Origin of the sequence: Paraburkholderia sp. GAS199, assembly GCF_050436585.1 — a bacterium.
GTDB lineage: Bacteria > Pseudomonadota > Gammaproteobacteria > Burkholderiales > Burkholderiaceae > Paraburkholderia.
Map to the genome: position 1 here is coordinate 849,903 of NZ_JBNDMM010000001.1, position 20,638 is coordinate 870,540.

Sequence of the window (20,638 nt, forward strand, 5' to 3'; positions counted from 1 at the left end):
ATTGCAGGTGCAAAATGCGGCTCCTTTTCCCCGCTGCGTAGCGTGATCGGACCCGGTAGACGCTTTCGCGCGCCGTTGCGGTGCAACCGGTATGGCAGTGCGAAACAGGTCGATGAAACGAGAATTTCATCGGCGAAAAATGCATTTGGATGGGCGCGATGCGCCTGGCAATCACAATTCGTCGAGCGCGTCGTGCGCCGTCTCGATGACGCTCAGGCGCTTCTTGCCGCGATTGCCCGCTCGCTCGAAGATTCGTGTGATCAGAACGCTGCACAGTCCCATCACCGCGACGTGATTGTCGAGCGGGCCTGGCGCGGCCGTTTCGCAATGGATCGTCCAGGTTGCGCCGCGATGAGCTGGTGCATGCTGGTCGGTGATATACAAGGTCTTGATGCCCGCGTTTGCCGCATAGTCCAGCACGGCCTGCGTCTGTGGAACGCGGCGTCGCATGCCGAACACGATCACCATGTCGCGCGTATCGAGACCGGCCAGATGTTCGCCGAGCGTTTCGCCGGCCGCCGGAAGCGTGGCGGCGCGCTCGACCACCTGCTGAATCTGCCAGCGAAAATAGCTGGCGAATGCATGGCTGCTGCGAAACCCGAAGATCAGCACCTGACGCGCATCGACCACCGACCGCGCGATCTCGTCGACGAGTTCATCGGAGAGCCGCCCGAGCGTCGAGGTGAGATTGCGCACGCCGAGGTTCACATGCGCCTCGAGCGCGCCCGAGGACTTCGACGATGCCGACAGGAACAACGGCGACCCACGCTCTTTTTCGTTGCGCGCTTCGCGCCGGGCATCTTCGAAGCTGTCGTAACCGAGGCGCCGAACGAAGCGACTGACCGTGGCCTTCGATACGTCCGCGAGTTGAGCGAGTTCCGCGCCGGTATAGCTCGCGAGATCGCCGGGAAATTCAAGGACGAAATCCGCGAGCCTTCGTTCGACTGCGGGCAACTCGTCGAGATAAAGTCGGATCCGGCCGACGAACGAACGCTCTTGCTGTGGCATGGGAAGTGAGCGGGAGGGAGGTCGTGGAGTTGGGGGGAGTATAGACCTTGAGCATTCGCAAACGAATCTGTCCGCTTAGGTCAGCCTCGCCCATCTTCGCATGCGAACAAACAACCGTTCCCCCTCAAGCCCGCTCCGTAAAATGTTTTATCACCACGCCAGCCAGTTCCTGCAATTCCGACTTCTCATCGAAGCGCTCTTCGCGTCGTGATCTGAGAAAGAATCTAGCCTTCGGGAGAGAGGGCAGACCAGGCTTAGAAACCACTCGCAATCCGGGCCGTGCCGCCGCCGAAGCATTGAGACAGCCCACGCCAAGCCCGGCCTCCAGAGCGGCGGTGAGGCCTTCCACGCCAGACGCGATATGGCTCACGTAGAAAGGATTGCCCTTTTTCTGCAGGCTATCCACTGCCGCGCGATGAAGCGCACAGAACTCGGGCAAAAGGACGAGCGGCACGGGGCGCCCGGCAGGGAGATTCGAGGCACCGGCTGCCGTCACCCATTGCAATGGCTCGACACCGAGGTCCGTGCTGTCGTTTAGCCGGGGAGACTTCGCGCCGGTCAGGCTCATCAGCAACGCAAGATCGATTTCGCCTCGCTCGTACGCTGACTGAATATCGGAACTCATGCCAACCAGACTGCGCAGCCGGATGCGCGGGCAGTCTGTCACTGCTCGCGCGAGCAGTCGCCCGAGATCTGCGCTGCGAAAATATCCGGTGACGCCGATTCCCACTTCGATATCCTCGGGAATCTGATGCATGTCTCTCCATGCAGCCTCCGACAAGCCGACGATCCTCCTTGCATGGCGCAGCAGCTGAACGCCTGCGGCGGTCGGCGTGACGCCGCTCTTGGCGCGTAGCAGCAGCGCCTGGCCCGCCCGGGCCTCCAGCTTGGCCAACTGTTCGCTCAAAGCCGATTGCGAAAGACTGCGTGCGGGCGCGGCCGCCGTGATGCTCCTCGCGTCCACGGCGGCAATAAACGACTTCAGCTGTTCGACGTCGAATGCGTGCATCTCATCCCCCGGGTTTTCCGATAGATCATAGCTGATCTTCCCGCTTTTCGGGGGCTTCGGCGGCGCGCAATATTGCCAGCATCAATCACACACAGGAGCGAACATGCCTCACATCACCATTCAACTGTCAGGATCGCGTAACCCCGAACTCGGCCGCCGGGCTGCGGAAGTGGTCAGTCGGCTGACTGCCGATGTTCTCGGCAAGGTTCCGGCCGACATGGCCGTGACGCTCGACTACATCGCGGATGAGGATTGGCTGGTCGGTGGGAAGAGTCTGGCCGAACTGTCGGCTGCGTCGTACTTCGTCGAAGTGAGTATCACCGATGAGACGAATACGAAGGCGCAAAAGGCGGAGTTCATCCGCCAGGTGCACGAAGCGATGCGCGGGCTGCGAGCGGCTGTCCACGAAGTTTCGTACGTGTATCTAATCGACGCCCGCGCGACCGCGTACGGATTCGGCGGACGAACGCAGGAGTGGCGGCATCAGCAGGCCGGCGTTTAGGCGGTCGCCGTTTCATCCGGTTTACGCGGGGCGTCCGTGGAGATTTTGCGTGGACGCCGACCGCGCGTTATCTGATCTGAGGAGAAGGTCATGCTCGATGCCTTTTTGCAAACGATCGGCGCGCTGGGCGTGTTGGTCAGCGTCGTTGCCCACTACGGAATCGCCGTCAGCGGCCGTGTCCGTCCCGGTAATTCTGCTAACAAATCTTTGCCATGAACGACGTGCCTGTCACCCCTCACGGTTCCGTCGACCGGCAAGCCCGCGACGTGCGAGCGGTGCTTGCGGTGATGCTGGGCGTCGCGCTGGCGTCGCTGGACACGGCGATCGCCAACACTGCGTTGCCCACGATTGCCGCGGACCTTCACGCCTCGCCGGCGACCTCGGTCTGGATCATCAACGCCTATCAGATTGCGATTGTCGCGACCGTGCTTCCGCTGGCCGCGCTCGGCGATATTGTCGGTCATCGCCGCATCTTCATTGCGGGCCTGTCACTCTTCACGTTGTCGTCGCTCTTCTGCGCGCTCGCGCCGACGCTGCCCTTACTGGCCGCCGCGCGTACGCTGCAAGGCCTCGGCGCAAGCGGGATCATGAGCGTGAATATCGCGCTGCTGCGCTTTATCTATCCACCCGAGCGACTCGGGCGTGGAGTCGGCCTGAATGCGTTGACCGTGGGATTTTGCTTCTCCGTAGGACCCACGGTCGCGTCCCTGATCCTGAGCGTCACGACGTGGCCGTGGCTGTTCGGCATCAATGTCCCGCTCGGACTCCTTGCGCTGCTGGCGGCGACACCTTCGCTGCCGGTTTCGCCACTCGGCAAACACCGCTTCGACACGGTGGCGGCGGTGCTCACCGTCATCGCGTTCACCGCGCTGATCTTCGCGCTCGGCGCAGCGTGCCAGCATGAGCCGGTGGCGATCTGGAGCAGTTCGCTCGGCACGGCGATTGTGTTCGGCGCGTTGCTGATCCGGCGCGAGCGCGGCAATCGCGCGCCCATCCTGCCGGTGGATCTATACCGGATACCGGCCTTTACGCTTTCAATGGCGACGTCGATCTGCAGTTTCGCCGTGCAAGGCCTCGCTTTCGTGGCGCTGCCGTTCTTCTTCGAGGGCGTACTGCATCGCAGCCAGGTGGAGACGGGTTTTCTTCTCGCGCCGTGGTCAATCGTCGTTGCGTTGACCGCGCCAGTTGCCGGTCGACTGTCGGACCGCTATTCGCCGGCTCTTCTCGGTGGTGCCGGTTTGCTGATTCTGACGCTCGGGATGACGTCGCTCGCGCTACTGCCGGCGGACCCACGCGTATCCGATATCGTGATCCGTCTGCTGTTCTGCGGTGTTGGCTTTGGGTTTTTCCAGTCGCCGAACATGCGGGCACTGATGTCCGCTGCGCCATCTTCCCGCGCGGGCGGCGCGAGCGGCACGATCGCGACTTCGCGTTTGCTCGGTCAAACGCTCGGCGCTGCGCTGACGGCGTTCTGCTTCAATTTGTCAGGCGGCGTACAGGGGGCGAGCATCGCGCTCTGGCTGGGCGCTGCGTTTGCGCTGGTGGCGTGTGTTGCGAGCGTGAGTCGGATGGTGGTTTGATTTTTTGCTATTGCTCTTTTGTCCGGCACCCTGTCGAAACCGATTGCAATCCACGCGCTCGCGGCCAGTTCAACGGGAACCGGACGGCTTCGGATCAAAAGGTAATGGCCGATGCCAGCGATTGCACTGCAGCGCTATTCAAGAAGATAGAAAAGTTTTGCGGTGTGGTGCTGCCAACTGGGTAGCTCGCAAGCGTTGTTCCGTCCTTGATCAGGTCGGCGCTCAAAATTTGCCCGTTATTCTGGAAATAGACCCGGTACTGAATCGTGGCCGAATTCGACGCCACGTTAGCAACCCAAGCCCGCGCCCCGGCAAGTGTGACGATCTGGCCGTCACTCAGGTTATACGTCTTCCTGTCGGCGACGCTGGTGTGCGGAAAGAAATTTTCCAACGTCGAAGCGGTTGTGGCGCATGGGGTGACGTTGGGCCCCGTTGTCGTTGGCGTGGTGCAATCTCCGACTAGTACTGTATCGCCGACCATTTGTCTCACTGCTTTCAGGTACGCCGCTCCAGCTTGCCAGCTGGCTTGCTGGTTATAGAGCGAGTTTCCGTTAATCGTGCTGGTAAGGAGCGACAGCGCGCTTCCGTTGAATAACTCGGAGGGCGAGGCCGATATTGCGCCAGAAAGCGGCACAGTCGTATAACTGGTCCCGAGCAGCGTCGCCATGACGGTTTTGCCGTCGGACGCAAAGTCTGTTTCCTGGACATTGGAACCGCTGTAGCTAACCTGCACTCTTACCGGAACGGCCTCGACAACGACGCTGCCGCCCACCAGATAGCGTTGGCCGACTTGTGCCGGTACCGCAAGCGCCGGGTCGACGGAGGACGTTCCTGTCGTGAGGAACTGCGGACCGGCTATTGCCGGGCTTTGCGGCAAGCTTGAGTCATGCGTGAAAAAGTATGAGCTTGCCGTATTCAGTACCGACGTGCTGGTCGAAAGAATCGAAAAACTCAATAAGCCGCTCAGGGAGTGCTGACCGCCGTTGGCTGCCAGAGTGAAGCTCTCGTAACTCTGCTGCGCACCACTGAGATTCGCGACCGGCGTCGAAGACGAACTACTTCCGCCTCCGCATGCGGAGAGCAAGGTTGTCATGGCGAGGGCCAAGGGCGATATGAAGCGCCGCGAATGTATTTCAAAACCCCGATTATTTTCTTTCATTTATATTTTATTTCTTGAGTAACCGTTGATTGCCGCTCGCATTCGAATGCGGATTTATGCGGCGGATTATATTAGCGAATTCATAGGTCGTTCAATTCTATTTTTTTAGATTGCCCGAACCGATTCGGCTTGCAGAATGTTCAATTGGTGCGCTGGTTTTTAACGACTGCAAGCATAAGAGCGATTCTTCAACGTCTTTGCCCCCCACATTCAACCCAAATCCAACGACACCCTTCCGATATCCAAAGCCAGCGCGAATTGTCCGCCCTATCGTTCAGGTACCGATTGCGCATCCATGCGCGATCATCACAGACCTGAACAACTCATGACTCAATCCGCAGAAGCCGCTGCCTTGTTACCGGGACCGCGTCTCGGCGTCGACATCGGCGGCACGTTCACGGACTTCGTACTCGAAGCCGATGGGCGTCGCCACACTCATAAGCGCCTGACCACGCCCGACGCACCCGAGCGCGCCGTACTCGAAGGCATCGCACATCTGCTGCGCGAAGCCGAGGTGCCCGCCGTGCGTCTCAGCGCGATCATTCACGGCACCACGCTCGCCACCAACGCGGTGATCGAACGACGCGGCGCGCGCACCGCGCTGCTCACCACGGAAGGGTTTCGCGATGTCATCGAGACCGGTTTCGAAGCGCGCGCCGACCATTACGATCTGCGCGTGCGGCAACCCGCGCCGCTGATCGAACGCGATCTGCGATTCACGATTGCCGGTCGCATGAGCGCGCAAGGCGACGAGTTGCAGGCGCTCGACATGAGCGCGCTCGAACCGATCGCCAGGTCGCTCGAATCCCGCTCGATCGAAAGTCTTGCGGTCGGCTTCATGCACAGCTATCGCAACCCGCATCACGAACAACAGGCGGCCGCCTGGCTGGCGGCAAGGCTGCCGCATCTGTCGATCAGTCTGTCGTCCGACGTGTCGCCGGAAGTGCGCGAATTCGAGCGCTTTTCGACCACCGCGGTGAATGCCTACGTGCGTCCGCTGATGCAATCGTATCTGGCGAATCTCGCGGCCGCGCTCGGCAGTCTGTCGATTCACGCGCCGCTTCTGTTGATGACTTCGGACGGCAGCCTGTGCGACGTGGAGACGGCGTGCCGTTTGCCGGTACGTCTGCTCGAATCGGGACCGGCGGGCGGCGCGCTGATGGCCGCGCATGTCAGCGAGGCGATGGGATTGGCGCAGGTGTTGTCGCTCGATATCGGCGGCACCACCGCTAAGTTGTGTTTCATCGACGCGGGGCGCCCGCATATGTCGCGTTCGCTCGAAGTCGCGCGGCTCTATCGATTCAAGCCGGGGAGTGGCATTCCGTTGCGTATTCCGGTGGTCGAACTGTGCGAGATAGGTGCAGGTGGCGGATCGATCGCGCGGGTGGATACGCTTGGCCGCGTGCAGGTCGGGCCGGTCAGTGCCGGCTCGGTGCCGGGCCCGGCTTGCTACGGGCAGGGCGGCGAGCGTTCCACCTTGACCGACGCGCATATGTTCGCGGGACGGCTCGATCCGGCCTGGTTCGCGGCGGGCACGCTGTCGCTCGATCCGGACGCCGCGCGCCGCGCGCTCGAAACGGACATCGCCACGCCGCTGAACCTCGACGCGGACGCCGCCGCCTACGCCGTCACGGAAATCGCCGATGAAGCCATGGCCAGCGCCGCCCGCGAACACGCGATCGAACTCGGTAAGTCGGTGTCGGGCCGTACGCTGATCGCGTTCGGCGGCTCGGCGCCGCTGCACGCGGCACGCCTCGCGGACAAACTCGGCATCGACCGCGTGGTGATTCCGACTGCGGCCGGCGTCGGCTCGGCGTTCGGCTTTCTGCTCGCGCCGGTGGCCTTCGACGCAGTCCGAAGCCGCATCGAGCCGCTCGTGCACGTCGATATCGACGCCATCAATGCACTGCTCGTTACGCTGGAAGCCGAGGCCGCGCTGATCGTCGGCAAGGTGGTGTCGCCAGATGCGTGCAGCGTCGAAGTCACGGTTTCGATGCGCTATCGCGGTCAGGGGCATGAACTGCAGGTCGCGCTGGGTGCCACGCGACTCGACGCGGATGCGCACGCGCTGCTGCGCGAGCGGTTCGAGGCGGCCTACCTGGCGCGCTTCGGACGCCTCGTGCCGCGCGCGCCAATCGAAATGCTCGGCTGGAGCGTGCGGCTGAGCGCGCCGCAACGCGTGGCTGGCATGACGGCGCGCGACGACCAACCGGACGCAACCGTTTCCTCGCATTTGGACCGTCACGCCGGTGCAGCCGATCCCACTCCAACAGCGGAACGCCCGGTGCTCGATCAGTCGTTGCGCGAGCGCGTCGCGTCGCGCTTTTATCGGCGTGACGATCTCGTCGAAGGCACGCACATTCGCGGACCGGCCATTATCGTGGACCGCGAGACGACGGTCGTGGTGCCGCCCAATTTCAACGCGCGTGTCGATGCGACCGGCCATCTGCTGCTCGAACGCCGCACTTCTGTGAAGGACCCGTCATGAATACGCTGCGTGACACCGCGCAACCCTCGCTCGATCCAATCCGTCTGCAGGTCATCTGGAACCGGCTCATTGCCGTCGTCGAGGAGCAAGCGCGCCTTCTGATGCGCACGGCGTTCAGCCCGACGGTACGCGAAGCGGGAGACCTCTCGGCCGGCGTGTTCGACGCGCGCGCCCGTCTCGTCGCTCAGGCGGTAACGGGCACGCCGGGCCACGTCAATTCGATGGCTGCCGCCGTCGGCCATTTCCTTCAGGTGTTCCCGCTAGACACGATGCGCCCCGGTGACCACTACATCACCAACGATCCCTGGCTCGCGTCGGGCCATCTCCATGACGTGACGGTGGTCTCGCCCGTGTTTCGCGGCGAACGTGTCGTCGGGTTCTTCGCCTGCACGTGCCATCAGGTCGATATCGGTGGAATCGGACAGGGGCCGGATGGACGCTCGGTATTCGAGGAAGGCTTATGCATCCCGCGGCTTCCGCTGGCTCGCGCGGGTGTCATCAACAGCGACCTGATCGAGATCATCCGGGCCAATGTGCGCACGCCCGACGAAGTGGAGGGCGACATCCTCTCCTACGTCAGCGCGAACGAGGCGAGCGCCGCACGTCTGGTCGCGATGCTCGACGAGTTCGGCGAGACCGACATGGTGCGCGTGTCCGACGCGATCATCGAGACCTCGCGCGCGGCAATGCAGCAGGCCATCGCGAAGCTGCCGGAAGGACGCTATCCGTACGCGATGCGGATCGACGGATTCGACACGCCGGTCGATCTGGTGGCGACGCTCGAAGTGCGTAACGGGCGCGTCGCGGTCGACTTTGCGGGCACGTCGCCAGCAAGTCATCGCGGCATCAACGTGGTGCTCAACTATACGCGCGCCTATGCGGCGTTCGGTGTGCGCGCGGCGGTCGCGCCGGAAGTTCCGAACAACGCGGGTTCGCTCGAACCGCTCGACATCAGCGCGCCGGAAGGCTCGATTCTCAATGTGCAGCGGCCGTGGCCGGTGTGCGCGCGGCACATCATCGGACAGTTCCTGCCGGACGTCGTGTTCGGCGCATTGGCGGGCGTCCTGCCCGAGCGCGTGCCGGCCGAAGGCGCATCGTGTGTCTGGGGCGCGCAACTGCGCGGCGGTGCGGCAGCGTGGATGGCGGCGGGCGAAGCGTTGCCGGATGCGAACGCGCCGGAGCAGCCGCGCGCCTTCGACACGCTCTCTTTCAACAGTGGCGGCTCAGGTGCCCGCACCGGCGACGACGGCATGTCGGGCACCGCGTTTCCAAGCGGCGTGCGGGCGATTGCCTGCGAGATCGTCGAATCGATGTATCCGGTGGTTATCTGGCGCAAGGAACTGCGACCCGATAGCGGCGGCCCCGGCCGTTGGCGGGGCGGACTCGGCCAGCGGCTCGAAATTGCGAGCGTCGACGGCGCGCCGTTCCAGTTCTTCGGCATGTATGACCGCATCGTGCATGCGGCGCGTGGCCGCGACGGCGGCGGCGCGGGTGCGGCCGGCTCGGTCACGCTGGACGACGGCACACGGATGGCCGCGATGGGCCTGCAAACCGTGCCGCGCGGCCGGCGTCTGTGTCTGGACTTGCCGGGCGGCGCGGGCATCGGCGCGGCAGGCGAGCGTGAGCGCGAAGCGGTCGCGCGTGACGTGCGGCTGGGGTACGTCAGCGAAAGCGTCGCTGCGGATGCTTATGGCTTGCGTTGAGGCGTTCCGGTCGACGCCGCCGCGCGAAACGCTGTGGCATTCGGATGCAGAACGTAGGCAATCCGCTCTTTGTGCGGCGTGCGCGTGCCCCAGGCGTTGCGCGCACGCCAGGCGATTATTGTCGACGCACGACGGCTGACTAGAATCGTGCACACCTGTACGACGAGCCGACCGCGCCACGCGGCTGCCTTCATGGACCGACTTCCCGTGCTTTTGTCTGTTTCCACGCCATCGCAGCCATCGGGCAATCGCGATGAAGACGCGCGCTGTGGTCTCTTCCGAACCGCGCTGGCGCATGCGGGCGCGTCGCTGAGCGAAGCCTACCGCCGTTTGCGCGACGACCCCGACTGCGTTCGCGCACCGGCGATGGGTCTGTATGGCCGCAACGTCGCGGTGCCGGGCGACGCCGACGAAGGCACGTGGAAGATGATCTCGATCCGCGACGAAATCTTCGTGGCCGTGTCCGATTGCCGGTATGCCCGCGCCCGGACTGAAAGCGTGCCGCCCTAAGGCTTCGTCGAATTTCACTATCTCGTGACGGGCCCCGCGAGCGTCGGCGTGGACGGCGGCGAGGGCAGCGAGGACGTCAACGCGGTTCAGGTCGAAGCCCCCAACTTCATTCTCTGCTACCAGGGCGCGGGATTGCGCTATCAGATCACCTGTCCGCAAGGCCCACGTCGCGCGCTGGGTTTGTACGTGTCGTCGGGCTACATGGCGCGGCTCGTCGACGCGTTCGGCGCGGAAGGCGAGACGATCCGCGCGCGCCTCGCCGCCGTGAAGGACGACGAACTCTATAACGTGCAGATGCGCCTGACGCGCGATGCGGTACAGGCCATCGAACAATTGCTCGCCAGCACCCACGCTGGCGTGCGCGAGCTTCTGTTCGTCGAGGCGAAATGCATGGAGATTCTGTACGCCAGCGTTGGTGTGTGGATCGACAGTTTGCAGCACGGCGCGCAGGACGTGACCCTCTCGGCGCGTGACCTGATGCTGATGGAACGGGCGCGCACGTTAATCGACGCCGACCTGCAGAAGAACCTGACCATTCCCGATCTGGCGCGAGCGGTGGGCACCAACGCGTCGAAACTCAAACGGGCGTTCAAACTGCTGCATGGCGTGACGGTGTTCGAATACAGTCTGCGTCGCCGGATGGAGGAAGCGCTGCGGCTGCTGGTCGACGAACGGCAAGCGGTGGGACAGGTCGCGGCGGCGGTCGGCTATCAGCATCAGACGAGCTTTACGACCTCGTTTCGCGACTTCTACGGCTTCGCGCCGAAAGACGCGCGGCAGTTGCGCGGCGCGGATCGCGTGAGCGCCGCCGGCTAACGTGCTATTTAACCGAGTCGAGCAGTCTGCGACGGCGACTCGCCGAAACGTTCCTTATAACTCTGCGCAAAGCGGCCGAAGTGAGCAAAGCCGCAGTCGAGCGCGATCCGCGCAATCCGCACGTCCGAAGACGTCGCCAGAATGGTTTCGCGCGCGCGTTGCAGCCTGATCTGCCGCAGATATTGCATCGGGCTGGTCTGGCGAAAACGCATGAAGCCGTCGCAGAGCGTGCGAACCGGCACACCGACGGCTTCGGCGAGATCGGCCAGTTGCAAGGGCGAGCCGAGCCGCGCGGCCATCAGGTCTTCGGCCCGGCGCACGAAACCGGGTGTCGCGCCTTGACGCGGCACGGCCAGTACCGACGCGTCCCACTCCGAAGAACCCACCGCCAGCAGATTGACCAGCAGCGATTCGACATGCTCACCCACACGCACGTTGTCACACGCGCTGGCAAGCAGATCCGGCGAACTGGTGATGAGTTTGATCTGCTCCTGCCAGGCGCGCATCGCGCCGCTGGCAAAGCGCACGAGCGCGCCGCCGCGTTCGGCGCTACGCATGGCGTCGTCCGGTAAGGCGGCGGGGTCGATGCGCAAGACGAGCTGCTCGCATTGCGGCGACAGTTTTGCGCTGAACGGCTCGCCGGGGCCGCGAATCACGCCCTGGCGGTCGTCGACGTGAATGGTGCGGCCCGCGGCCTTCACCTCGGCATGGCCGGACACGCAGAACATCAGCAGGTAATAACCGTCGACCGATTCGACTTCGACCTGCATGCCGCTGCCGAACGCGATCGTGCCGATGCCCAGCCGGCCCAGCTTCACGAAATCCATGTGCGAACGCCCGCTGCCGTCGCCAAAAGGCGCCAGCGAATGGGGCTGCATCACGCGCGAAATGAGTTCGCGCGTCTCGTCCAGGTCTTTCGACTCGAACAGACGGTGGTCGCGCAGCGCATGAGGACGGAAATCGGTACGGGTCATAGCAGTCAAGGATATGGCGTTCCGCGCCGGCCGCCACGCGTTTTGATCAGAAAACTGCCGGAAATGGACAGTGGACACCCGAACTGCCGGAAGCGGATAGCCCCGCTATTTTGGATCTCCAAAAATAATCCCGCAGCCGCCAATAAACCCGCGTCCGGACGGCGGTCCCCCTAATACAGGCAGCAACCAGCAATCTAGCGGAGTTATCAGCATGGAAATGGCCGAAACGCCCATCCGCCTCGTCAAGGACATCGAGTCCGATCAAGTCGTGTTTCCGCACGACGACGGCTCACGCGTGCCGTACAAGGTGTTCAGCTCGCAAGCGGTGTACGAGCGCGAGCAGGAACGCATTTATCGTGGCCCGACGTGGAATTTCGTCGCGCTGGAGGCCGAAATTCCCAACGTGGGCGACTACAAGAGCACGTTCATCGGCGATACGCCGGTGGTCGTGACGCGCGTGGAAGACGGCTCGCTCGCGGCCTGGGTGAACCGCTGCGCGCACCGTGGCGCGTCGGTGTGCCGCAAGGCGCGCGGCAACGCCACCTCGCACACCTGCGTATATCACCAGTGGAGCTTCGACAATAGCGGCAACCTGCTGGGCGTGCCGTTCCGGCGTGGCCAGAAGGGCATGAGCGGCATGCCCGCCGACTTCGATCCGAAGAATCACAGCCTGCGCAAACTGCGCGTGGACAGCTATCGCGGCGTGGTGTTCGCCACCTTCAGCGACGAGGTCGTGCCGCTGTCGGAGTATCTCGGCGCGGAAATGCGTCCGTGGATCGACCGGATTTTTCATAAGCCGATCGAATACCTCGGCTGCACGCGTCAATATTCGAAGTCGAACTGGAAGCTCTACTTCGAGAACGTGAAGGACCCGTATCACGCGAGCATGCTGCATCTGTTCCATACGACCTTCAATATTTTCCGTGTCGGCATGAAGGCGCGCTCCATTCCGGACGCGACGCATGGTCTGCACAGCATCATTACCGTCACGAAAACGGGTGAAGACAATTCGGCGGCCTACAAGCAGCAGAACATCCGTTCCATGGACGAAGGTTTTTCGCTGGAAGACGACAGCGTGCTCGGTCATATCTCCGAGTACGAAGAGGACACGACGAACCATATTCAGCCGATCTTCCCGCAACTCGTGATCCAGCAGATTCACAACACGCTGGTTGCGCGTCAGTTGTTGCCGAAAGGCCCCAACAACTTCGAGCTGATTTTCCACTTCTTCGGTTATACGGACGACACGCCGGAATTGCGCGAGCTGCGTATCAAGCAGGCGAATCTGGTGGGCCCGGCAGGCTACATCTCGATGGAAGACACCGAAGCCACCGAACTCGTGCAGCGCGGCACGATCCGCGACGGCGATGCGACCTCGGTCATCGAAATGTCGCGCGGCAACCCGGACCAGCAGGACACGGTGATTACCGAAAGTCTGATCCGCCGCTTCTGGGTCGGTTACCAGAAATTGATGGGCTATTGATCAGGGGATGCACATGGAAGCGATGAAACTGTGGTTTGAATTGCAGATGCTGCAGAGCCAGTACATCAGCAATCTCGACAACGACCGGCTCGAAGCGTGGCCCACGTTGTTCACCGAAGATTGCACGTACGAGATCGTGCCGAAGGAAAACGCCGATATGGGTTTGCCCATCGGCATCATCCATTGCACGAACCAGAAGATGCTGCGCGATCGCGTGGTGTCGCTGCGTAACGCGAATATTTTCGAGGAACACACGTACCGCCACATGACGTCGGGCCTCACGGTCACGAGCGAAGCCGACGGCGTGATCGAAACGGAAAGCAGCTACGTGGTCGTGCAAACGCGCGCCAACGGCGAGTCCGATGTGTACCAGGCGGGCAAGTATTACGACCGTGTGGTGCGCACGCCGGACGGCTTGCGTTATCTGAGCAAGCGTGTGGTGTACGACACCTTGCGCGTGCAGACATTGCTTGCCACGCCGATCTGAAGGAGCGCATATGGAACAGACTCTCGATAACTGGCAAACCATCGGCACGCTCGACGATTTCACCGAAGGCGAGCCGGCAGCGCTCGTGGCCGGCAACCGGCAGATCGCGGTGTTCCGCCTCGGCGATGAAGTCTTCGCGCTGAACGATCTGTGCTCGCATGGCCATGCGCGACTGTCGGAAGGTTACGTGGAAGACGGCTGCGTGGAATGTCCGCTGCACCAGGGACTGATCGACATCCGTTCGGGCGCGCCGCGTTGCGCGCCGATTACCGAGCCGGTGCGCAGTTTCCCGATCCGTATCGTCGATTCGCGGGTGGAAGTGCATGTCGACTGAACGGCATGTGATCGTCGGGGCGGGGCATGCCGCGCGTCGCGCTGCGCAAACCTTGCGTCAGCGCGATCCTTCAGCGGATATCGTGATGATCGGAGCGGAGCCGCATGCGCCCTACGACCGTCCGGTGCTGTCGAAAGACGCGTTGATGACGGACGGCGGCGAGCAGAAGGCGTTCGTTTGCGCGCCTGACTGGTACGCCGCGAACGGCATCGACCTGCGGCTCGCCACGACCGTCGAATCGATCGACCGGGCGCGCCGGGAAGTGCGTCTGCACGACGGCAGCACGCTCGCCTACGACAAGCTCCTGCTCGCAACGGGCTCGCGCGTACGCGCATTTCCGGGTCCGGTGGATGAGCGTGTGCCGCTGTATTACGTGCGCACGCTGGCCGACTCGCTGGCGCTGCGTGCAGCGCTCGCGCCCGGCAAACGGGTTGCGATTTTCGGCGGCGGATTCATCGGCCTGGAAGTGGCCGCGGCAGTCACGCAGGCGGGCTGCGAGGCGACGGTGATCGAGCCGGCGGCCGAACTGCTGCAACGCTCGCTGCCGCGCACGGCGTCCCGCTTCGTTGCGTCGCTGCACGCGGGGCGTGGCGTGACACTCAGGCTCGGCGAAACGCCGCAGCGCATCGGCTACGAAAACGGTCGCGCGCAGATCGAAACGGATCGCGGAACGATTGCGGCCGACCTCGTGGTGGTAGGCATCGGCGTATTGCCGAACGTGGAACTGGCGCGCGAGGCGGGGCTGGAAGTGAACAACGGCATCATCGTGGACGCGCAGTGCCGCACGTCCGACCCGCATGTTTTTGCGGCCGGCGAAGTGACGATGCATGTCAATCCGTTGCTGGGCCGTCAGGTTCGCATCGAATCGTGGCAGGTGGCGGAGAATCAACCGGTGATCGCTGCCGCCAACATGTTGGGCGACACGCAGGAATACGCGGAGTGGCCGTGGCTGTGGTCCGATCAGTTCGACTGCAATATCCAGACGCTGGGGATGATCGACGCGTCTCACACACTGGTCGAACGTGGCGACACGCAGCAAGGTCCGTTCTGTCTGTTCGCACTCGACGAAGCGCAACGTCTGCGCGCGGTCGTCGCGATCAACGCGGGTCGTGAGATGGGCGCTGCGAAGCGGCTCGTCGCGTCGGGCAAGCCGCTCGATCCTGCCTTGCTGGCCGATGTTGCGGTGAGCCTGCGCTCGTTGTTGTAAGCGCATTGGCTACAGCAATGCGAAGGCCACTAATGCAGTGGCCTTCGCATCCGGTTAGAATCGCCGTGGCCGCAGCCCGGCCTGAAACCATTCCACCATCGTCACGATATCGAACACCGGCAAGCCGAACCGCTCGCTGATCAACGCCGAGTAGGGCGCGAAATTGCTGCACTCGCTGACGATCGCGCCGGTATCAGGATGCGCACTCAGCAAGCGCTCTGCACAGTCGAGCAGATCAGCGGCCTGCTCGTCGAAATCCACCGTGGGCGCATTGTCCAGATTGTTGCGGAAGAACCGGCTGTCCTCGCGCAAGCCGGCCACCGGCAGGTCCGTCGGCGCGTTTGCGGCCTGCAGATGAAGCGGCGTCAACGAGGCGGCGCGCGCAGTCAGGATGCCCACACGTTGGCGCTTCGGCAGCAGCGTGGCCACCGAAGGAATCTGCAGCAGCGCAGATGTCGCGACCGGCACGGCACAGCGTTCGGCCAGCGCCTGCTGGAACGCTACGAGAAAACCGCAACTGGTCGTGATGCCGTCCACGCCGAGATCGACGAGTTGCTGCGCCGCTTCGACGAAGCGTTCGATCAGGGGCACGGCGGCCTTCGCGTCGCCGCTCGTGGCAGCCATGACCTGTGGGCCGGTGACACCGCTCATGAGGCCGTATTGCACGGGGAAGGGCCACGTCGCGCCGTGGCCGATGTCGCCCGGCAGACGCTGGAATCCCGTGTCGAGCATCAGGATGCCGATGCTGACGCCATGAATCGTACGGCGTCGCGCGCGCAGCGCGCGGGCGTCGCCGGTGCCTGAGGAATCAGGAAGCGTGTGGAGGCTCATGAATCAGTTGACGAAGCAGTTGCACGCGTCGAGCACGGCGGGAACCGGCAGACCGAGCGCCGCCATCTTGTGGCGGTTGACCAGCGCCTTATAGTCGGCGGGCACGGCGCGATACACCGGCATGGCCGACGGTTTGACGCCCTTGATCATCTGCAGCGCCATGTCGGCGGCGTGCGCGCCTTGCGATTCGTACGACGGCGCATACGCCACGGCAATGATGTCGCCCTTACGGATCAATTCGTGTTCAGCGCTCAGGATCGGTACGTGCATATGATCGGTGACCGACGCGACCGCCGGCAAGGACGACTGGATCAGGCTGGAGCCGATCGCGTAGAAAAAGTCGATGCCTTGCAGCGTGCCGGCGCGTTGCGGCACGTCGACGGTGGAATCGGCCGAGGTCGCGACCATCTCGAGACCCGACTTCGCCGCGGCTTCCTTCAGACTCGCGACGGCGGCCACGTCGTTGACTTCGCCCGCGTTGTACAGCACGCCGAATTTTTTGGCCTTCGGAAAGACCTTTTTGGCGAAATCGAGCACGGCGTTGTAATCGGTAATGCTCGACGTGCCGTTGATGCGGCTGCTGCCGTGCTGCCAGTCTGGCACGATGCCGGCCTTCACCGGGTCCGTCACCTGCGAGAACACGAGCGGCGTGCCCGGATCGCTGACATTGCGCACGGCGGCCTGCGCAACCGGCGTCGTGATGGTGAGGATCACCGACGGATGCTGCGCGACGATCTGCGCAAGCGTCTGCGGAATCAGGCTCGGTGTGAAATTCGCGTCGCTGTACACGTAGCGGATGTTTTTGTCGTCGATATAACCGTGGGCCTGCATTTCGTCCTTGAAGCCCTGGATGGTGCGCGAGAGCGCCGGATGCGGCCCGAAGTTGGCGATACCCACGACGATCGGCGCGGGCGGCGCGCTCTGTGCGTGGGCTGCGACGGGCACGAGGCTGCCCAGGCCGAGCGCCGCCGATAACACCACGGTTGTCATGTTGCGGCTTTTGCCGATCCGTCGAACACACCCGGCGAGCAGTTTCATCACGTATTTGCCTGAAAAAAGGAGAAGTAAGAAAAGAAGCGGTGTCGATCAAAGCCTTCGACGACATCCTGTGTCGCCGTGACGGTCTTATTCTGAGCGAGCCTTGCCACGCAGCCCACGCCGCCAAAATAAACAGACCCGAATGCCTAACATTTGAAGCCTCTGGCAACGCCACGGCACGAACAGTCCCGTGTTATTGCGGGTGACAGCCGCCGCAAGGCACGCGCAGCAGAGAGCAAAAGCGCTGCACACCAGCAACGGATTAGCGGTTGCGCTCTAGTGAAGCGATTCAGAATTGAAGGAAAACGGGTCTAACTATTTTGAGGACGTTGTCACTGGTTTGTGCCCTTTCTAGTCTTCGCATTGGCAAGCGCGTCGCATGACGGACGCGTCCAACACGCTACGGACCAGAAATTCCCGCAAACCACCGACCCCTCTACGGACCTTCGAGATGAAACGTATCTGCACCACGGCTCTGCTTCTTTCCTTCGCGGCCGCCGCGAATGCGCAAAGCGCGCCGGGCTCCAGCGTCACACTGTATGGCGTGCTGATGTCAGGCCTGATCTACTCCAACAACTCGCTCAAGGGTGCGTCGATCGGCACCGCGAATGGTCCGAGCCGCTGGGGCTTCAAGGGCGCCGAAGACCTTGGCGGCGGCATGAAGACGATCTTCGTGCTCGAAGGCGGTTTCAATCCGAACACGGGTTCGGCCGCACAAGGCAGCCGCGAATTCGGCCGCCAGGCGTATGTCGGTCTGACGAGCACGCGCTATGGCTCGCTGACGTTCGGCCGCCAGTACGATCTGACGGAAGACTGGCTGGCGCAATACTCGTCGCCGCTGATGTGGAACGGCTACTCGGCGACCGTGGGCGACAACAACAACTTCAACTTCCAGTTCCGCACCAACAACGCGGTGAAATACGTGTCGCCGTCGTATCGCGGCCTGCAGGCCGGCGTGCTGTACAGCTTCGGCGGCGTGGCCGGCAGCTTCGGCAATCAGAGCGCGGTGGGCTTCGGCGTGAACTACGCGCAAGGTCCGGTCAAGCTTTCCGCGGCATACATGCGTATGAATCACCCGGCTGCGGCCGCGAGCGAAGGCTTGTGGAGCACGGCGTCGTTCGCGTCGATCTCGGCGCAATCGCCCACTTTCTCGTATGCAGTCGCGCCGTCGAGCATGGAGATCTACGGTGCGGGCGGTCAGTATGCGTTCAACAAGGAAACCTTCGTGGGCCTCGTCGTCACGCATAGCCGCTATGACGATCTGGGCGTCACGCAACTCGGCCTCGCGCATGGCCGCGCCAGCTATACCAACGTGGAAGCGAACGTCAGCCATTATTTCGCGCCCGATTATCAGGCCGCATTCGACTACACGTACACGACCGGTTCGATCCAGCCGACCGATTTCAAGCCGCAATATCACCAGTTCACGCTGATCAACAACTACTTCCTGTCGAAGCGCACCGCGCTTTACCTGGACGGTATCTTCCAGTTGGCGGCCGGCGACGCACAACACGCCAATATCGAATATGCAAGCGGTTCGGCCGGGGCATCGTCGTCGAAGCGTCAGGTAGCGATTACTGCGGGTATTTTTCACCGGTTCTAATAGCGGTATGTCGCAATGGCGGCTCGTTGCATGAAGCGATGCCGCCGACACGGTTGAAGCGAGACCGGTGCTCGCCGCGTTTACCGACGCGGCGAGCCGTGTCGCGTTAAAGGAGTCGTACTTCAGATGAGTCGTGAACAGACAGCAGGTGCAGTGAAATCAGTCAGTGCGGTCGCGTCCGAGGCAGCAGAGAGCCGTGCGGCAGAGCAAATGAACGGGGCGAGGATCGTGGCGGAAGTGCTCGGTGCGTACGGGGTGCCCGCTGTCACCTTCATTCCTGGCGAGGGCATTCTCGAGATCGTCGATGCGCTGGCGGTCCACGCGCCGCAGATCGCGCTGGCGAGCTTTCGTCATGAAGCGGGCATGGCTTACGCCGCTCAGGCCATCGGCCAGTTGCGCGACCAGCCGGGCATCTGCCTCGCCGCGCGCGCCCCCGGCGCGTTGAATACCACGCTCGCGGTTCACACGGCGTTCACGGACAGTGCGCCGATGATCCTGATCGTCGGCCAGGCCAGTCAGGCGATTTCCGGCCGCGAGGCCATGCTCAATCCAGACGATTTCCAGCGCGTGTTCGGGCCGCTCACGAAATGGGTGGGCCAGATCGACGCGCCCGAGCGCATCGGCGAAATGTTTGCCCGCGCGTGGCATGTGGCGATGAGCGGACGCCGTGGCCCGGTGGTGCTGGTGCTGCCGGAGGACGTCGCACTCGCGCACGCGGAACTGCGCGTGCCGGTCATGCCGCGCTTGCCCGCACCGTCCATCTCGCGCGGCGACCTCGAACAATTGCGCGGCATGTTGCAGACGGCGCAGCGTCCGCTGATCATCGCGGGCGGCACGGGCTGGCAGCATGCCTCGCTCGACGCGCTCACCACGCTGGCTCGCGAACATCACATACCGGTCGCGACGACATACCGCCGCCGCGATCTGATGGATCACGACGACGCCGTGTTCGTCGGCGAGATCGGCATCGGCATCGACCCGGCGCTTGCGCAACGCGTGCGCGAGGCCGATCTGCTGATCGTGCTGAACGGCCGCCTCGGCGAACTCAACACGCTCGGCGAAGGCTTCAAGGGCTATGCGCTCATCGAAGCCAATACGGAACAACGCAGCAGGACGCAGCGCCTCGTCCACATCCACGCCGATGCGAACGAACTGAATACGGTGTATCAGGCGGACCTGGCGATCCTGGCAGAAGCCAACGCTGCCGTCGACGCATGGCGCGAGGCGAGCGCGCCATCGTCGCCGTGGTGCGACGTGCAGGCCTTCAACGCGCGTCGCCAGTGGCTCGGTGAGTTGCGTGCCGCGCGTCTCGCCTATATCGCGAGCGGGCGCTGCGACGGTCCGCTCGATCTGCGCGTGGTGTACGCCACGCTGAATGACGCGCTGAAAGACGACGCCGTCGTGACCTCGGGGGCCGGCGCGTATGCGATCTGGCCGCAGCGCTATTTGCGCCATCGTCGGCCGGGCACGCAACTGGGGCCGAAAAGCGGAGCGATGGGTTACGGGCTCGCCGCCGCGATTGGCGTCGCGCTGGTGCTGGAGCCTGGCCGCCAGATCGTCGCGATAGCCGGCGACGGCTGCCTGATGATGCATTCGGAAGAACTGGAAACCGCCGTGCGGCTGGGCGTTTCGCTGCTCGTGCTGGTGGTGAACAACCGTGCCTATGGTGCGATCGACGCCGCGCAGCGACGGCTTTTCGGGCGCACGGCCGGCACCGAACTCGGTCAGATCGACTTCGCCGCGCTAGCGGCGGCATTCGGCGTCAAGAGCTGGGTGGTCGACGAAACGGCCGCCTTTGCGCCCGCGCTGGACGCCGCGCTCGCCGCGCCGGGTGTGCGTTTGATCGAACTGCGTGTACCGCGCTCCGTCGGCAAGCCGCTTGCCTGACGCCGCTTTAAACGGTGTG

The 20,638-nt window shown here is 63.3% G+C and carries 19 protein-coding genes; 13 read left to right on the forward strand and 6 right to left on the reverse strand.

Going from position 1 to position 20,638, the window contains the following annotated elements:
* Positions 1-171: 171 nt before the first annotated feature.
* Together P3T18_RS03690 and P3T18_RS03695 are read right to left on the reverse strand one after the other, a co-directional pair.
* Positions 172-1,008, reverse strand: a complete 837-nt coding sequence (locus tag P3T18_RS03690; protein WP_429298547.1) for a MurR/RpiR family transcriptional regulator — start codon at positions 1,006-1,008, stop codon at positions 172-174.
* Between the two features lie 124 nt (positions 1,009-1,132).
* Positions 1,133-2,017: a LysR family transcriptional regulator gene (locus P3T18_RS03695; RefSeq protein WP_429298548.1), complete on the reverse strand. Its 885-nt coding sequence runs from the start codon at positions 2,015-2,017 to the stop codon at positions 1,133-1,135.
* A 103-nt stretch (positions 2,018-2,120) separates the two neighbouring features.
* Between P3T18_RS03695 and P3T18_RS03700 the strand changes: the two genes are divergently transcribed.
* The 3 genes from P3T18_RS03700 to P3T18_RS03710 all read left to right on the forward strand — a co-directional run bounded on the left by P3T18_RS03700 (position 2,121) and on the right by P3T18_RS03710 (position 4,099).
* On the forward strand, positions 2,121-2,519 hold the full coding sequence (locus P3T18_RS03700; protein WP_429298549.1) for a tautomerase family protein: 399 nt from the start codon (positions 2,121-2,123) through the stop codon (positions 2,517-2,519).
* A gap of 90 nt (positions 2,520-2,609) precedes the next feature.
* On the forward strand, positions 2,610-2,735 hold the full coding sequence (locus P3T18_RS03705; RefSeq protein ID WP_429298550.1) for a hypothetical protein: 126 nt from the start codon (positions 2,610-2,612) through the stop codon (positions 2,733-2,735).
* Positions 2,732-4,099 (forward strand): MFS transporter, encoded by a 1,368-nt coding sequence (locus P3T18_RS03710; RefSeq protein WP_429298551.1) that lies wholly within the window; start codon positions 2,732-2,734, stop codon positions 4,097-4,099. The genes P3T18_RS03705 and P3T18_RS03710 overlap by 4 nt, the downstream gene beginning before the upstream one ends.
* 94 nt (positions 4,100-4,193) lie before the next feature.
* On the opposite strand, the gene P3T18_RS03715 is transcribed toward P3T18_RS03710, so the two are convergent.
* Positions 4,194-5,258 (reverse strand): hypothetical protein, encoded by a 1,065-nt coding sequence (locus P3T18_RS03715; protein WP_429298552.1) that lies wholly within the window; start codon positions 5,256-5,258, stop codon positions 4,194-4,196.
* Positions 5,259-5,583: 325 nt separating this feature from the next.
* On the opposite strand from P3T18_RS03715, the gene P3T18_RS03720 reads away from it, so the two are divergent.
* From P3T18_RS03720 to P3T18_RS03735, 4 genes are all read left to right on the forward strand, one after another.
* Positions 5,584-7,746 (forward strand): hydantoinase/oxoprolinase family protein, encoded by a 2,163-nt coding sequence (locus tag P3T18_RS03720; protein ID WP_429298553.1) that lies wholly within the window; start codon positions 5,584-5,586, stop codon positions 7,744-7,746.
* The gene (locus P3T18_RS03725; protein WP_429298554.1) at positions 7,743-9,449 is read left to right on the forward strand and encodes a hydantoinase B/oxoprolinase family protein; all 1,707 of its coding nucleotides are present in this window, start codon (positions 7,743-7,745) and stop codon (positions 9,447-9,449) included. The genes P3T18_RS03720 and P3T18_RS03725 overlap by 4 nt, the downstream gene beginning before the upstream one ends.
* A 192-nt stretch (positions 9,450-9,641) precedes the next feature.
* Positions 9,642-9,959 (forward strand): hypothetical protein, encoded by a 318-nt coding sequence (locus P3T18_RS03730; protein ID WP_429298555.1) that lies wholly within the window; start codon positions 9,642-9,644, stop codon positions 9,957-9,959.
* Positions 9,960-9,983: 24 nt separating this feature from the next.
* Positions 9,984-10,775 (forward strand): helix-turn-helix transcriptional regulator, encoded by a 792-nt coding sequence (locus P3T18_RS03735; protein ID WP_429298556.1) that lies wholly within the window; start codon positions 9,984-9,986, stop codon positions 10,773-10,775.
* Between the two features lie 8 nt (positions 10,776-10,783).
* On the opposite strand, the gene andR is transcribed toward P3T18_RS03735, so the two are convergent.
* Complete coding sequence (gene andR, locus P3T18_RS03740) at positions 10,784-11,749, reverse strand: anthranilate 1,2-dioxygenase regulatory protein AndR (protein ID WP_429298557.1); 966 nt, start codon at positions 11,747-11,749, stop codon at positions 10,784-10,786.
* A 211-nt stretch (positions 11,750-11,960) separates the two neighbouring features.
* On the opposite strand from andR, the gene andAc reads away from it, so the two are divergent.
* From andAc to andAa, 4 genes are read left to right on the forward strand one after another with little or no spacing between them, the layout of a single operon-like run.
* Entirely contained in the window at positions 11,961-13,232 is a 1,272-nt protein-coding gene (gene andAc, locus P3T18_RS03745) for an anthranilate 1,2-dioxygenase large subunit AndAc (protein ID WP_429298558.1), read from the forward strand.
* A 13-nt stretch (positions 13,233-13,245) separates the two neighbouring features.
* Positions 13,246-13,719, forward strand: coding sequence for an anthranilate 1,2-dioxygenase small subunit AndAd (gene andAd, locus P3T18_RS03750; protein WP_429298559.1), 474 nt, complete (start codon positions 13,246-13,248; stop codon positions 13,717-13,719).
* A 10-nt stretch (positions 13,720-13,729) separates the two neighbouring features.
* Positions 13,730-14,053 (forward strand): anthranilate 1,2-dioxygenase ferredoxin subunit AndAb, encoded by a 324-nt coding sequence (gene andAb / locus P3T18_RS03755; protein ID WP_429298560.1) that lies wholly within the window; start codon positions 13,730-13,732, stop codon positions 14,051-14,053.
* Positions 14,043-15,260 carry an anthranilate 1,2-dioxygenase system ferredoxin--NAD(+) reductase gene (gene andAa, locus P3T18_RS03760; RefSeq protein WP_429298561.1) on the forward strand — a complete coding sequence of 406 codons (1,218 nt, stop codon included), beginning with the start codon at positions 14,043-14,045 and terminating at the stop codon, positions 15,258-15,260. Before andAb ends, andAa begins: the two co-directional genes overlap by 11 nt.
* 54 nt (positions 15,261-15,314) lie before the next feature.
* Here the strand turns inward: andAa and P3T18_RS03765 are convergent, their stop codons facing one another.
* Together P3T18_RS03765 and P3T18_RS03770 are read right to left on the reverse strand one after the other, a co-directional pair.
* A complete protein-coding gene (locus P3T18_RS03765; RefSeq protein ID WP_429298562.1) occupies positions 15,315-16,091 on the reverse strand; it encodes an aspartate/glutamate racemase family protein in 777 nt (258 codons plus the stop codon).
* A gap of 3 nt (positions 16,092-16,094) precedes the next feature.
* On the reverse strand, positions 16,095-17,129 hold the full coding sequence (locus P3T18_RS03770) for an ABC transporter substrate-binding protein (RefSeq protein ID WP_429298563.1): 1,035 nt from the start codon (positions 17,127-17,129) through the stop codon (positions 16,095-16,097).
* A 451-nt stretch (positions 17,130-17,580) separates the two neighbouring features.
* Between P3T18_RS03770 and P3T18_RS03775 the strand changes: the two genes are divergently transcribed.
* Together P3T18_RS03775 and P3T18_RS03780 are read left to right on the forward strand one after the other, a co-directional pair.
* The gene (locus tag P3T18_RS03775) at positions 17,581-18,732 is read left to right on the forward strand and encodes a porin (protein WP_429298564.1); all 1,152 of its coding nucleotides are present in this window, start codon (positions 17,581-17,583) and stop codon (positions 18,730-18,732) included.
* A 153-nt stretch (positions 18,733-18,885) separates the two neighbouring features.
* Entirely contained in the window at positions 18,886-20,619 is a 1,734-nt protein-coding gene (locus P3T18_RS03780) for a thiamine pyrophosphate-dependent enzyme (RefSeq protein ID WP_429298565.1), read from the forward strand.
* Positions 20,620-20,638: the final 19 nt, after the last annotated feature.

What these genes read in the sequence shown, in the direction of transcription:
- P3T18_RS03690 (WP_429298547.1), bottom strand. Translation starts at nt 1,008, where the DNA reads ATGCCACAGCAAGAGCGTTCGTTCGTCGGCCGGATCCGACTTTATCTC.
- P3T18_RS03695 (WP_429298548.1), bottom strand. Translation starts at nt 2,017, where the DNA reads ATGCACGCATTCGACGTCGAACAGCTGAAGTCGTTTATTGCCGCCGTG.
- P3T18_RS03700 (WP_429298549.1), top strand. Translation starts at nt 2,121, where the DNA reads ATGCCTCACATCACCATTCAACTGTCAGGATCGCGTAACCCCGAACTC.
- P3T18_RS03705 (WP_429298550.1), top strand. Translation starts at nt 2,610, where the DNA reads ATGCTCGATGCCTTTTTGCAAACGATCGGCGCGCTGGGCGTGTTGGTC.
- P3T18_RS03710 (WP_429298551.1), top strand. Translation starts at nt 2,732, where the DNA reads ATGAACGACGTGCCTGTCACCCCTCACGGTTCCGTCGACCGGCAAGCC.
- P3T18_RS03715 (WP_429298552.1), bottom strand. Translation starts at nt 5,258, where the DNA reads ATGAAAGAAAATAATCGGGGTTTTGAAATACATTCGCGGCGCTTCATA.
- P3T18_RS03720 (WP_429298553.1), top strand. Translation starts at nt 5,584, where the DNA reads ATGACTCAATCCGCAGAAGCCGCTGCCTTGTTACCGGGACCGCGTCTC.
- P3T18_RS03725 (WP_429298554.1), top strand. Translation starts at nt 7,743, where the DNA reads ATGAATACGCTGCGTGACACCGCGCAACCCTCGCTCGATCCAATCCGT.
- P3T18_RS03730 (WP_429298555.1), top strand. Translation starts at nt 9,642, where the DNA reads ATGGACCGACTTCCCGTGCTTTTGTCTGTTTCCACGCCATCGCAGCCA.
- andR (WP_429298557.1), bottom strand. Translation starts at nt 11,749, where the DNA reads ATGACCCGTACCGATTTCCGTCCTCATGCGCTGCGCGACCACCGTCTG.
- andAc (WP_429298558.1), top strand. Translation starts at nt 11,961, where the DNA reads ATGGAAATGGCCGAAACGCCCATCCGCCTCGTCAAGGACATCGAGTCC.
- andAd (WP_429298559.1), top strand. Translation starts at nt 13,246, where the DNA reads ATGGAAGCGATGAAACTGTGGTTTGAATTGCAGATGCTGCAGAGCCAG.
- andAb (WP_429298560.1), top strand. Translation starts at nt 13,730, where the DNA reads ATGGAACAGACTCTCGATAACTGGCAAACCATCGGCACGCTCGACGAT.
- andAa (WP_429298561.1), top strand. Translation starts at nt 14,043, where the DNA reads ATGTCGACTGAACGGCATGTGATCGTCGGGGCGGGGCATGCCGCGCGT.
- P3T18_RS03765 (WP_429298562.1), bottom strand. Translation starts at nt 16,091, where the DNA reads ATGAGCCTCCACACGCTTCCTGATTCCTCAGGCACCGGCGACGCCCGC.
- P3T18_RS03770 (WP_429298563.1), bottom strand. Translation starts at nt 17,129, where the DNA reads ATGAAACTGCTCGCCGGGTGTGTTCGACGGATCGGCAAAAGCCGCAAC.
- P3T18_RS03775 (WP_429298564.1), top strand. Translation starts at nt 17,581, where the DNA reads ATGAAACGTATCTGCACCACGGCTCTGCTTCTTTCCTTCGCGGCCGCC.